This window comes from Niallia laureatilytica, from assembly GCF_046613985.1.
Taxonomy (GTDB): domain Bacteria; phylum Bacillota; class Bacilli; order Bacillales; family Cytobacillaceae; genus Niallia.
In genome coordinates this window covers 47,540-61,414 of record NZ_JBKKHP010000007.1, presented here as the reverse complement: position 1 = coordinate 61,414, position 13,875 = coordinate 47,540, and the positions used below count along the sequence as shown (strand labels likewise).

11 protein-coding genes are annotated in these 13,875 nt (G+C 35.2%); 3 read left to right on the top strand and 8 right to left on the bottom strand.

Annotated elements, in window-relative coordinates:
- Positions 1-174: 174 nt before the first annotated feature.
- From ACLIJJ_RS17070 to ACLIJJ_RS17035, 8 genes are all read right to left on the bottom strand, one after another.
- Positions 175-1,605 carry a DHA2 family efflux MFS transporter permease subunit gene (locus ACLIJJ_RS17070; protein WP_233318158.1) on the bottom strand — a complete coding sequence of 477 codons (1,431 nt, stop codon included), beginning with the start codon at positions 1,603-1,605 and terminating at the stop codon, positions 175-177.
- Between the two features lie 2 nt (positions 1,606-1,607).
- Positions 1,608-2,168 carry a TetR/AcrR family transcriptional regulator gene (locus ACLIJJ_RS17065; RefSeq protein WP_233318161.1) on the bottom strand — a complete coding sequence of 187 codons (561 nt, stop codon included), beginning with the start codon at positions 2,166-2,168 and terminating at the stop codon, positions 1,608-1,610.
- Positions 2,169-2,416: 248 nt separating this feature from the next.
- A complete protein-coding gene (locus tag ACLIJJ_RS17060) occupies positions 2,417-3,040 on the bottom strand; it encodes a class I SAM-dependent methyltransferase (protein ID WP_411411350.1) in 624 nt (207 codons plus the stop codon).
- 277 nt (positions 3,041-3,317) lie between these two features.
- Positions 3,318-5,747 (bottom strand): EAL domain-containing protein, encoded by a 2,430-nt coding sequence (locus ACLIJJ_RS17055; RefSeq protein ID WP_233318164.1) that lies wholly within the window; start codon positions 5,745-5,747, stop codon positions 3,318-3,320.
- A gap of 232 nt (positions 5,748-5,979) precedes the next feature.
- A complete protein-coding gene (locus tag ACLIJJ_RS17050) occupies positions 5,980-6,363 on the bottom strand; it encodes a VOC family protein (RefSeq protein ID WP_233318256.1) in 384 nt (127 codons plus the stop codon).
- A 99-nt stretch (positions 6,364-6,462) separates the two neighbouring features.
- Positions 6,463-7,587 (bottom strand): GerAB/ArcD/ProY family transporter, encoded by a 1,125-nt coding sequence (locus ACLIJJ_RS17045; protein ID WP_411411349.1) that lies wholly within the window; start codon positions 7,585-7,587, stop codon positions 6,463-6,465.
- Between the two features lie 25 nt (positions 7,588-7,612).
- Complete coding sequence (locus ACLIJJ_RS17040) at positions 7,613-8,797, bottom strand: Ger(x)C family spore germination protein (protein WP_237943293.1); 1,185 nt, start codon at positions 8,795-8,797, stop codon at positions 7,613-7,615.
- 15 nt (positions 8,798-8,812) lie between these two features.
- On the bottom strand, positions 8,813-10,270 hold the full coding sequence (locus ACLIJJ_RS17035) for a spore germination protein (protein WP_233318171.1): 1,458 nt from the start codon (positions 10,268-10,270) through the stop codon (positions 8,813-8,815).
- Between the two features lie 589 nt (positions 10,271-10,859).
- Here ACLIJJ_RS17035 and ACLIJJ_RS17030 point away from each other — a divergent pair.
- The 3 genes from ACLIJJ_RS17030 to ACLIJJ_RS17020 all read left to right on the top strand — a co-directional run bounded on the left by ACLIJJ_RS17030 (position 10,860) and on the right by ACLIJJ_RS17020 (position 13,818).
- Complete coding sequence (locus tag ACLIJJ_RS17030) at positions 10,860-11,405, top strand: TetR/AcrR family transcriptional regulator (protein ID WP_411411348.1); 546 nt, start codon at positions 10,860-10,862, stop codon at positions 11,403-11,405.
- A 288-nt stretch (positions 11,406-11,693) separates the two neighbouring features.
- On the top strand, positions 11,694-12,548 hold the full coding sequence (locus ACLIJJ_RS17025; RefSeq protein ID WP_411411347.1) for a Cof-type HAD-IIB family hydrolase: 855 nt from the start codon (positions 11,694-11,696) through the stop codon (positions 12,546-12,548).
- 43 nt (positions 12,549-12,591) lie between these two features.
- On the top strand, positions 12,592-13,818 hold the full coding sequence (locus tag ACLIJJ_RS17020; RefSeq protein ID WP_411411346.1) for a sugar efflux transporter: 1,227 nt from the start codon (positions 12,592-12,594) through the stop codon (positions 13,816-13,818).
- Positions 13,819-13,875: the final 57 nt, after the last annotated feature.

Sequence of the window (13,875 nt, the reverse complement as noted above, 5' to 3'; positions counted from 1 at the left end):
AATATATTAATGCGAGCTGTTGTCAGAAACCGCTTCTCCCCAATGGTCATACCTATTTTTAAGAAAATAAGAAAATAACATAGCGAAGCGTTAAAGGGTGATAATTACATGTAATAAACTTCGCAAAAGTGAACTTTTACGAAGTTATAAAATGGACTTGGTTTTTAAAAATGGTTAGTTTGGCTTTTTCATAAATAGTGACAGTACAAAATTAACGACTGCCAACACTAAACTAATCGTAAAGACAAAGGATGAACCAGATGCTGCTGCCTCTGCAGGAGCATTAGCAACGCCTTCAAGATAGCTTGTCTGATTCGCTGATAATAAGGATACCATCACTGCAATTCCTATGGCGCCAGATACTTGCTGAATCGTTTGCGTCAAAGCAATACCGTCTGGATAGTACTGTTTTGGCAAGGAATTCAGTGTATTTGTTTGGACAGATGCAAGCACCGCTCCAATTCCAAGCATCATAATAATATGCGTTAAGGCAATCATCCATAGTGCTGTATCAGTGCCAAATTGTGAATAAATAATATACCCGATAGCTACAAGTAAAGTACCTGGTGTTATGACCGCTCTAGGTCCATATTTATCAAACAGCTTGCCAATAATCGGTGCTAACACACAGTTTAGCAAGCTTCCTGGCAGCAAAATAAGTCCTGATGTAAAGGCAGCAAGCATAAGTGCCATCTGCATATACATCGGCAAGATGATAAGCATAGAAAGCATGTTAAAGAAAGTAATAAAGCTCATGAATACGCCAAGAACAAACAGCGGATACGAAAATGCTTTTAAATTCAGCATAGGATGTTCCATCTTCGTTTGCCGGACTGCAAACAGCACAAGTGCGATTAAACCGATGATGATTGATATAATGACAGTCGGACTCGTCCAGCCATCATGCTCACCGCCCACACTTACTCCGTAAACAATCCCACCGAAGCCAATTGTCGACAGGGTGACAGACAGTGCGTCTATTGAAACTTTACGCAGCTCATTGACATTAGGCAAATAAATAAATCCGAAAATCAGGGAGAACAATAAGAACGGTATTGTAACCCAAAATATCCAATTCCATGATAACGTGTCCAAAATCAGACCAGCTATCGTCGGACCAAGCGCTGGTCCTGCAAGCATCACAAGCCCCATAATCCCCATGGCACCACCTCGTTTATTAGGAGGAAAAATCGTAAAGATGACATTTTGTGTTAAAGGCAAATTAATCGCAAGCCCTGCAGCTTGAATAACACGCCCTGCCAGCAAGACTCCAAATACAGGCGCGGAGGCTGCTAAAATCGTTCCAGCCAATGTCAAAAAGATAGATGTTAGAAACATTTGCCTTGTTGTAAACTTTTGCATCATTATCCCTGTAACAGGAACTAAAATTCCTAATGTTAGAAAATAACCTGTTGCCAGCCATTGAATCGTTGTCGCATTTGTTTGGAAAAGGCTGCTTAATTCTCCTAAAGCAATATTTAACGCTGTTTCACTAAAAAGCCCGACAAAACCTGCGACTAAAAGCGCAGCCATTATCGGTCCGGTTTTGATCTGTTGCTCTGCTGCAGAGCCTACATTAGGCCCTGCATTTATTTGTTGATCCATTACTAAGTCTCCTTTAATATATTCGGCAACACACTTGAGATTGTTTTTAGTGGTTCGCTTGCCTTTTCTGTTAGGCAAAGCATCATCCCACCTTCAATTGATGCCGTCATCATTAGTGCAATCGACTTAGCCTTTACGTCTGAAAAGCCATCATCTATCAGCTTGGCTGCGTAAATGCCTTGAATCTTTGTATATAAAGAAGAACAAGCATTGCGGACAGGCTCACTTAATGATGCCATTTCACTGACAATACTGTTAAACGTATAGCCGGCAATCGTGCCCTCTTGATCAAATACAGCAATCAATTTACTAATCATCGCTTGTGTTGCTTCAATTGTTGTTGGATATTGATTAAATATTACTTCAATATCCTCTGTTATCGCCTTGTTCATCGATTGCAGACAAGCAATAAGCAGCTCTTCCTTTCCGCCAGGGAAATGGTGATAAAGACCACCCTTTGTAAGATTGCATTCCTTCAGTATTTCGTTAACTCCTACCCCCTTATAGCCTTTCTGTTGAAAAAGATTAGTCGCGATCTCGATTATCAGCGATTTAGTATCCATTTCCGTAGCACACCTCCACATACCAACCGGTCTGTTTTTAACTATATCAAAAATTTTTTCAGAATTTCAAGCATTTTTTTAATAATTTTTTTGATGAGAATAAACTATTATATAGATTTTTAGTTGATATTCTTCATAGTTTAAAATAGAAATGGGTTATAGTTAGAAGTAGAAAAAAAAGAGAAGCACCAAATTGGTGCCTCCCTCACTTTTTTGACTAGCGAGCTGCAAGAAATACCTACAACACATCATTTTTTCTGACATTTTACCATGAGAAAATTTATAGATGATTTATTTTCACTATGTTTATTTGGTTCATCCACTTCTATCGCCTCTACCAATCCAAAGTTTTTAAAGTCTTCATCTATTGAAGCAGAATCATAAAAAAACATTTTCACACCTTCCATAATTTCGAAATAGTCTTCCGCTAACTGTTTACCCTTACCAAACATTGGGGCTTTTTTGGAAACAGTGGTAAAGACCATGTATCCATTCGGTTTTAACTGGTTGTAGCAATCACTAATAAACTTCTTTCTCTCTTCCCTATTTAACAAGTGAAGCAGAGCATGAGAAAATATACCGTCGTATTGCTTATTATCATAAGGCATGTCACTAACAGATCCATGAAAAATTTTGCAATTAACTCCATTTTGCTTCGCCAAGTCAATGGCTGTTTGGGAAATCTCAATACCTGTAACATTGATTTCATTTTCAAGGAAAACCTTCGCATTCCTACCATAGCCAATCCCTGGTATAAGTACTTCCTTTACATTCTTTTCAAGGAAAAAATCCTTTGTTAAAATCGCTGAATCTGTCGGTTCGTATCCCCACATCATTTGTTTTTCAATAAAGCTGGATTCCCAGAATTCCATTATATTTCGCGCTCCTTTTTCATATACTATGCTCATAATTATTAATTAAAGACATAAAGACTCTTTAATAACTATAATAGTTATTAGCATTTTTGTAAAATAAAAAATCTCTACTGTCTAGGAAGTAAAGCATGAGGTTGTTACTTTACATTTTCTAACACCTCTAGAAAATCTCACACCATAGAATAAACTTGCTAAAAACGAGCTAACAATTTCAATATAATGTAAAAACCACACCCTATTATTATGATGAATGTTGGTGTGGTTTTATTTGCTTCTATTTTATTTTGTTTTCATATTTATCCCAATAATCGCTAAATACTCGTGAATGTAATGGTTTACTGTAAAAATACCCTTGAATCTCATCACAATCCCAATCTTGCAAGACTTGTAATTGTTGCTTTGTTTCTACACCTTCTGCTGTTACTTTGATATCAAGATTTTTAGCAACCGATACTAAAGATTGAACAATGGCAGCATGGTTCTTATTGCTGGGAATATCCTTAATAAAGGATTGATCTATCTTAATTCTATCTAAAGGAAATTTAGATAGATAAGTTAATGACGTATATCCAGTACCAAAATCATCCATGGTAATTTTAAAGCCAATGCCTTTTAGTAGATTAATTTTTTCTCTCGTTAATTCTGTATTTTCTATCGCTAAGCTCTCCGTAATTTCTAAATCTATTTGTTCTGGAGGCACGGAAAACTCTTCTATACTATCCAATAAGACTGGGATAAAATTCTCAGCAATGAACTGCTTTGGTGAAATATTTATTGATAATTGAAAGTCCATCGGAAACCTTATCCCCCATTCTCTAAATTGCGATAATGCTCTTCTAATAATCCAATTCCCTAGCGGAATAATTAAATTTGTTTCCTCTGCTATCGGAATAAAGTCTCCAGGGCTGACAAAGCCTTGCTGAGGGTGATGCCAGCGTATAAGCGCTTCGACACCTACTATTTTTTCATCTTTAATACTATGTTTAGGTTGGTAATAGAGTTCAAATTGTTGTTCCTCAATAGCATTTTTTAATTCTTCATACATCGTAATTTTAGAAAGCATGTCTTTTTCCAAGCTTGCTTCATATTCGGAATAATTATTACGTCCAGCTTTTTTGGCAGCATACATTGCCATATCCGCATGTTTGATTAATGCATCACAATTATTCCCATCATTTGGATAGTAGGAGATACCGATACTCAACGTAATGTCTTTTTGTCCACCTTCTATTTGAAAAGGCTGCTTCATTTCTGTTTGAATGTCTTTTATTAATCTTTTAACTTCTGCTGAGTTCTTAATTTCAGTTAAGCAGATAAGAAATTCATCTCCACCAAGTCTGCCAATTACCCCTTTCCCTTTGATGGTTTTCTGCAATCTCAATGTAATAAGCTTAAGTAATGAGTCTCCAGCTGCATGACCGAGATGATCATTAATATCCTTGAACATATCCACATCAATTAAAATAGTCGCAAAACTAGTGCCCTGATTAATTTGCTCATCTACTTGTTTATAAATACCGCGCCGATTTAGCAGTCCAGTAAGCTCATCATGATAAGCTAAGAAGTTTACCTTTTCTTGGACTTGATTTTGCTCTGTTATATCCTGGGCAATAACATAAATACCTGTTAAAGAATTATCTATTTTGATTTGAGATGCTGTTATATTCAGATTTACTACTTGCTTATTTTTAGTAAGAATAAAGGTTTCAACGCTAATACTGTTCCCTTTAATTACCTCATAAAAAAATGCTTTTAATCTCTCAGTTTCTTCTTTCAACACTAGGTCGGTTATTTTCGACTGAAGAATTTCACTTAATGTGTACCCCGTTAATGGTAAAACGGACGGATTAACTTCTTTAAAATTCCCTTTTAAATCTAATATAAAAATTGCATTTGGATTATATTGAAATAAAGATCTATATTGCTGTTCATTTATTTTAAGTTTCATATTCTGATTCTCTACCATTCCATTCTGGTAGATCAATTGATTTTCAATATAATTAATCGTGATGATAAATAAGATAAGCACGCTGAGAATAGAAATCATAACGATAGAAAAATCTGCAACTTGGAAGAGACTTTGGATAAACATATAAATGATTGAACCAAAGGAAATACTAAATACCGTATAAAAGGTAGTACTCTTCGTATAAGTTATACTTCTGTTAATCATTAATTGGTCAATATGAAGATGCTCAATAATTCTCGCAATATTATAAATAGATGTAGTTAATAGTGCAGCTGTATAAAGAACATTTACATTATTTAAGTACAAAGGAATGGAATAAACTCTTTCTAATAAATAAACTATGTAAATTACGATAAAAGCAGCAACTACAACACTTAATACTAGATAAGGAATGACTCCTTTCTTTTTATTTGTGTTAAATCTAGATGGTTTAATGGCAATTTTTCCGATTAAACTCATGAGCCAAAAACTCACAAAACAGAATAAAAAGGTATATAAAGTATTTTTCAATGTTAGCTTTAAACTTTCAGGTGATAATTCAATCACGCTTATACTTAACAGACATATGTATGGAATAATAGAAATAATAAAGCCGCATAAAATGGCTAAAAACAAAGTATATATTGCTTCATGCATTTTCTTTCCGGTAACTGTTGTTGTTACATACATATTTAAAGTCAACAAAGTAACACAAATAATACAGCATACGATTAAATACAATATTAAATTAACCATCACCACACTCCTACTATAGTCCTAAAAACATTACTTTAGACTCATTATAAATGGTAACAAAGGCAGATAGAAAGATATTTGCATCTGTTAATGTTTGCCAATTAAATCTCAAAGTCACTGAAACATAATCGGGAGTCTCCCATTTAAGGAAGACTCCCGATTAAATATTTCTATTTATCGATGCTGTTTATTTCACCAACTACTGTTTAGAACAGGGCTAAGTAAATGGCAGTTACTTCTCTATTATCTGAATAAGGTTACCGCATGTATCATTAAAAACAGCTATTGTGAATTCTCCCATTACTGTTGGTTCCATAGTAAATTCTATGCCACCGCCAAGTAATCGCAGATACTCTTTATGTATATCCGGAACGCCGAACATTGTGGCAGGAATGCCTTCTGCGTATATTTTCTGTTGATACTCTTTTGCCGCTGGATGGTTATTGGGTTCGAGTAACAACTCTGTACCATCTTGGTCTTCAGGTGACACAAGGGTGATCCACCTGAACTCTCCGACCGGCACATCCTCCTTTTTTACAAAACCAAGCTTTTCTGTATAAAACGTTAATGCCTTGTCTTGATCCTGGACAAAGATACTATTTACAATAATTCTCATCATGTATTCCTCCTTGATTAAAGTTTCTGATTTGTTTAGATTCTGCAAAGCCAGTATATTTCCTTCACACTGACGGTAATGTTTTTGAAAAACTTCATCCTAACTGTGAGTCTGCCTCAGTCTTTTTCTCTTTCTCCAAAGTAATTTTATTACTAAAAGGAATAAACATAAAATTGGCATAAACAGCTGAAAAAAAAGATGAATATATAACGGAACAATCTTTAAGCCAATAAAAAGATGAATACTGAAGTTTTTCATAAATACAACACTAATGATATAAACAGTCAGTAAGAATGAAATAATCATCTTCTGGTCTTTTTTTATTTTAAATATCCCTGCAAGCCCCTGTATTCCCGCAAATGAAAAAATACTGATTTTTATAAGGCCGCCGATTGTAAAAATTAACACAGCTAATAATTCCAAATGCCTAATAAAATTCAAAAAATTAATATGCTCTATTGTTTTCATAAAAGGAAAGATAAAGAATTTAGCTAATTCTGCCGTTAAGAAGCCGATATTTAAAATAGATATGACCATAAGAATGAATCCAGAAATAAGGACCGCCAGCCAGCCGTGCTTTTGGAAGGAAGGAAAGGACTTTACATACTGATAATAACAAAGGAAAACGATTACTTCACCAAATGGAAAAGTGATTAAGGTCGGAAATACAGCTTTTATGATTGGGCTATAACCATTTTCTAAGATGGGCCTTAAATTGTTTAAGTCGAATTCTTCAAGGAAAAACATGGAGACGATAACCAACAGTAGAAAAGAAATCATCATTAAAGTTAAAGCTTCCGAAGATCTCCCCAATGTCTCTATTCCTAAATAGCAAACATATGCCACTAACAAAAGGATGGATAATTTAATAACCCAAGCTCTAACACTCCACAAAAGCACTTCATTAATAAAAAAAGCAAAATCAGCTGTCACCCTAGCAGCTAAATATAAAAAATACAGATAGTATAATCCAGCTAAAAAAATGCCCAACGGACGACTAAAAGCTTCCTGTAAAATACTTGTGAAGGTTTTGCTTGCACCGCCTGCTCTATATAAAGCTATATAACAGAAATGGATGGCTATCCCAATCAGCGTGCTTATCCCGATTGCAATCCAGGCATCTTTCCCCGCTTCCATTCCCATGCCTAATACTATAGAACTTCCCAACTGAAACAAAATAATCATGGATGCTAATTCTAATGATCCTATTCTTTTGATCTCCATATCATCCACCTCTTTTGCCCTTTAGTTAATTAGCTATATTAAGATCTCCAAAGTTCCGGACGATTACCTTTGTCTCAATAGCAAATGTTGAAGTGGCATATATTTCACTTTGCCAACTATCTTCAATTTCCTTCCAACTATCCTTATCGTCAATACGAAGTACATCCCCAAAACCGATAAAGTCGGCATTCATGGCTTGTGATTGAACAAGTAAGTCCTTTAAACCTTCTTCTATTTGTTTTTCCATCAGATCTTCCACTTTTTTTATTCCTGCTGGTTTTGAAATGTCCAGATCGCAATTTAATTCGTCTAAATCCCCTGTTACCTCTACTTTAATCGTAAATTTCGGTTTTCCCTTCGTTATCTTTCCATGGATAGCTGTTTTGGAGTGAATAATGGTTAACCCAAACTCCTCCTTATTGTCATCATTAGGACAATAAGAGCTGAAATAACTATGTTTTAACCTATCTTTTATTAAGTAATACGCTCTACTTTGGTTATCATTTAACCAGCCAACCTTTTTGTCTTCATTTAAAAGCGTTAATCCTGAAAATTCTAGATATGATTTTGGTGCCGTTGATTCTAAGAGGGCTTTTTCTTCGGCTAAATGTTCCTTCCCATATAAAGAAATGGTAGGAATAATGGCCTCCTTTCCTCTTGAAAGAATGTCTGCCTTTACTTGGGTTGGATATACTCTTTGATGTGAGCCCCAGTTTTCCTCCGTATTTCTAAGAGCTTTTACAATTTCATTTCCAGGGATATCTTCCATAAATGAAACCACTTTCAATACATCATAGGCACTTATGTCTTTTGTAATTAGAATATCTAATATGGAAGATAATCCAGGCTCACGTAATATATAATTGAGCACATTATTTATACCTTTCGTTTCAGCTAATTCTTCCCCGATTACAATTAACTGGACTTGTGCAGGACTTAACTGTCTGGAAATTTTTTTTGAAACCATTTCAATTGCTTTTCCTATGCTTTTCGCTTTAGCCTCGTATACAATGACCGGCATTTTATCTGTTTGACTAATAGGAGGCTGCGGATTGATTACTTGCAAGGAAACAGCATAATTATCTGATTCCATGTCTATTCCTACTGCATAGACGAGCGCTATTTCATTTAACTCATTACGATTTATGTTGCCAAGAGAAAGTACCGCAAACAACGAAAGGAATATAATAATACCTAATGTTTTCATCATGCTTCCTGTCCTTTATTAGTCTCTTTTTTTTCTAACAAATTCCTCATGCTGAAATTGATGCTTGTTAGAAAGTTTATCTAATGGAAAACGATAAATCGCATCCTTCTGATCCTTTAAGTTAAAAGGAAACAGTGGAGCAAAATAAGGTACACCAAATGAACGCAAATGATTTAAATGAAAAGTTAATGCTAAAGTAGCAAGAATGATTCCATATAAACCTAAAAAAGCAGCTATGATGATAAATCCGTACCTTAATGTCCGCACTGCAGTAGCCAATGTAATTATTGGAGCTACAAAACTAAATATATAGGACATGCTGACAACCAGTAATGTAGCTGGCTGTACTAAGCCAGCTTCAACAGCAGATTGACCAATTATTATGGTTCCAACAATTGATACAACCGAAACTAAGCCTTTCGGTAAACGCAATGCTCCTTCAATAATAATTTGAAACAGAAACATGAACAGCAGTAATTCCACCACTAAGGGCAATGGCTTACCTTCCCTTTGAGAAGCTAGACTCAATACTAAATCAAATGGCAGCAGGCCAGGATGATATGTAACAAATGCCAAGTAGTATGCTGGCAGATATATAGCCATTGCCAAGGCGAGTATTCGAAGCAGTCTTGTGACACCGCCATTAACAAAATAATAATCATCAGGCGACTGCAGAAATTGCAGAAATAATGCCGGTACTACTAACGCATACGGTGACCCCTCAATCAGAATGCCAATTTTCCCATCGGTAATTTCACCTGTTACTACATCAGGCCGGTCCGTTGTCAACACTAGCGGAAACGGCGTGAGAAACTGATCCCGTATATATTCTTCTATATAATTCGCATCCAATATCTTACTCGTTTCTATTTTTGCCAATCTATTATTTAATTCGGCCAATATCTCTTTATCGACGATATTGTCTAAATAGATAACACAGATATCAGTATTCGTTTCGCTGCCAAATGTATAATTTTCTAATCGCAGCTGTTCGTTTTTAAGAGCTTTTCTCATGATTGCTATATTTGTTGCTAAGTTTTCATTAAAGCCAATTAAAGGCCCTTTCGCAACACGTTGTCCCTCTGCTTCCGTTAAAGAACGTTCCTTCCAGCTAGAAGTGTCAACAACAAGCACATCCTCTATGTCTTCCAATAAAATCAAAGTCTTTCCATTCAGTAAGTCTTTTAGCGCGTCTTTATATAACTGGATAACCGCTACCGACTTTACCTGAATCATTTCTTTTTCCATAACTGCCATTAAGTTAATTACTTGTGTAGTTGGAGAAACCCGCTGTAAAGGTCTGATAATGAAATTTTCTATATCACTTTCATTTACAATACCTGCAATAAATACAAGAGAACAATTCAGCTTTTTATCGTTTAGATTTAATGTAATGGAGCGTATTATTAAGTCAGCTGGATCTCCTAAAGATTTCTTTATATTATTAACACTTATTTTCTTTAAGGTTTCCGCCATCCAAATATTCCTCCAAATAGTGATATATAAAGTAATTTTTACTAAATTGCTGCTTATTATGTAGAGTGTTTATTTGAAAACACAGACTTCATAGAAAAAGCGAACTTGACTCATGAATGTCAAATTCGCTTTTTCAGTATTTATTCAGGTATAGCTTTTATGTACGTATCCCAGATTTAATGGAAATCGCCTCAGAGGTATTTATATCCTTTATTTCCCACTAGGTTATACCTTTGTTAAAATAGTTGGAATAATTATAGGTGTTGGGAATTGTTCTTCTGAAGAAAAGTTTTGTATTTCTCCTATTATATCTTCAACAGAATCAACATGCGCTGCAGTAATTCTATACTTCTAGCTATTCCATTTTACTGCAGGAAAGACAAATGACTTTTCCGTTTGTTCCATTATTCCTGTTCTAATGATTATAGTATTTTCATCTTGAGAACAGCGGCTGACTTTGCTCCATAAAAGTAAGACTGAAACAAGTGTATTTAAGGTTATTGACATTTTTAAACCTAAATAGTACTTATCCAACCATTTAATTTATCATATAATCATAGAGAGAATATTTTAGAGTGGTGAGGTAATTTTGGCTAAAATAGATAGAAGAATACTGAAATCACAAGAAGCAATAAAAAAAGCTCTTATAGAGTTAATGTCTGAAAAGAAGTTTGATGATGTTACCATCCAAGATATTTCTGACAGAGCAAATGTAAGCAGGGGGACTATTTATCTTCATTACTTAGATAAATATGATTTGCTGGAAAAGCTTATTGAAGAACATATTAATAAGCTTCGGGAATTATGTGAAGCCACGGCAGATTCGGAATACAGTGAAGCTAATCTACCTTGGTTTAAATACCTCGAGAGCCATTATTTGTTTATTTCTACTATGCTTAAAAGCAAAGGTGCTCCTTATTTTCGCAGTCAATTTCATGAATTTCTTATAGAAGAATTTAAGGATGAAGTTGATACAGCTATTGCTAAAAATAAGGAATTAAATGAAGATGTTCTGCTTCAATTTATTGTGACATCGTACGCGGGTTTAGTGGAGTGGTGGGTTATAAATGACATGCCAATATCACCGGAGGAAATGGCATTGCAAGTGGGGATCTTATTAGATAGAAATCTTTAAGAGCAAAAATGGGTAACCTGGTGGTTACCCATTTTTGCATTACTAGCATGACATGGAAGCTGCATGTAACTTAATAAAACATGTGTAAAATTGTATCAATTGTTAATTTCACTGAATTTGTTTATTATTAAACATTTTGACAGAAATTGTTCAGTAACTCGTATTGACGATTCACGGTAAAAAAATGATAATGAATTACCAAGTCATATTGGTCTATATAAATCAATATTTTAATGATAACGTTTTCTTTATTGCTATTACAATTTCACAACGCAGGGAGAGAATTATATGAAGCTTATTGCACTTGATTTGGACGGTACTACGTTGAATTCAAAAAAAGAAATTAGTAACGAAACGATACAAGCAATCAGAAAAGCACAGGAACAAGGCCATATCGTTATGGCTTTAACAGGCCGATCAGCTACACCGGTTATATCTGAACTTGCTAAATATGATTTAGATTTACATGTTGGTGGAAATAACGGCACGGAAATATATGCTAATGGCCAATTAATAGAACTAACCTCTCTTCCCCTTCTTCAATGTCAAAAAATTATGTTAGAACTAGAAAAAGAATCAATGCCATATAAAGTCTGTACAAATATTCGTACATTTGCCCATAAAGACTGGCTTGATCGATATGAAAAAGTTTTGGCAACTGGTCTTGTCCCAAATGAGTATCTTGATCACAAGGATTACAAAATGTTCACAACACCTCCACATGTTTACGGTCAGTCATTCTTTCATAATCCTGAAGAAATACTAAATAATGAATCTACGGTTATAAAGTTTCTTATCCTAGGACTTGATCCGATTCAAAAAGATCGGTTGAGATCCCAATTAGAGTTAATTGAAGAAATTTATGTAGCCTCTTCTTCGCCATTCAATCTTGAAGTTACACATATTAACGGAAATAAAGGAAATGGCTTAAAAGCAATGGCACGCTTTTTTAATATTCCAATCGAAAATACAGTAGCTATCGGAGATGAAATAAATGATATACCTATGTTTCAGGCAGCTGGGCTGGCGATTGCCATGGGAAATGCCGAAGAAGAAGTAAAAAAGCATAGTGATATTACCACACTATCAAATGATGAAAATGGGGTGGCTTATGCTTTTGAAAAGTATATTTTAAATGATTAAGTGCTGCTAATTATCTGTAGTTATGTAAAGGTGGGGAAAAGAAATGCTGATACGTATAAAAAAACTATTCACAATCAAAGGGTATTGTCTTTTCATGGTTTGTATGCTGCTTGTCGGTACAGGAATTTCCATTACGATGCCGTACTTATCTCTGTATTCTACTGAGGAACTAGGAATGAGCGCAGGGGCATTTGGGGTCTTTATGGCTGTAAGCTCGCTGAGTGGTGTATTAATAAACTCTTTCATTGCAAAACGGTCAGATAGCGGGGTCAACCGAAAATTGGTGATAATCATAGCTATGCTTTCATCCGCTTTAGGTTATGTGTCTTACCTACTATTTCATAACTATTTTCTGCTGTTATTAGTGGTTACTGTATTTAACGGATTAGGTGCTGCTGCGATGCCGCAAATCTTTGCTTTCGCACAGGAGTCGGCAAATGCAAGCAAGAGTGATGATAAAACATTTGCACTGTCTACTTTGCGTTCCCTTGTTTCATTAGGTTTTCTTATTGGGCCCCTAGGCGGGACGATTATTTTAGGATTGGCTGGTTATGAAGGGTTAGTTCTTGGAACCTCTGTTATCTTTCTAATTATTGCATCTCTAGTATTCTTTTTTCTGAGCAATCAAAGCAACACTGTTCATACGAAAAGAAATAATAAATTGCCGGTTCCCGCATCTTCCCTAAAAAACAAACAAATAAGATACCCCTTTATCGCCTTCATCCTTCTTTTTGCAGTAAATGCTATAAACGTAATTAACACACCACTGTTCATTGTGAACGAGCTGCACGGAAGTCACGCAGTTGTCGGAATTGTAGTCAGTGTTTGTGCAGGTTTAGAAATTCCCATTATGATTGGCCTCGGTGCTTTAGGAAAAAAAATATCCAATCATTCGTTAATGATTATTAGCTGTTTCATAGCCGGTGCTTACTACATTATTTTAGCAACTGCGTCTCATTCGTGGATTTTAATAGCCGCACAGCTCCTCCAAGCTGTTTTTGTAGCAATTGTTATGGGAAATGGGCTAAGTTATTTCACAGAATTGCTGCCCTCTTCTCCTGGAATATCAGCAACTATTTATTCTAATGGCTCTACCATTGGGAGATTAGTCGGAAATTTAGGTGGAGGATTTATTGCTACTTATATAGGATTTCGCTTTGTTAATCTAGTTTGTCTGCTGTTAGTGTTGCTATCCTTCTTCATCTTATGGAAAGCACGATTCCATAAGCAATCGGAAGTTACATTAGAGGAAAGTAATTCTGTATCATAATCTAGCAAACTTCCCTTCTAAGACAGGTTATCGCCTGTCTTTTTCCTTTTCACCAAG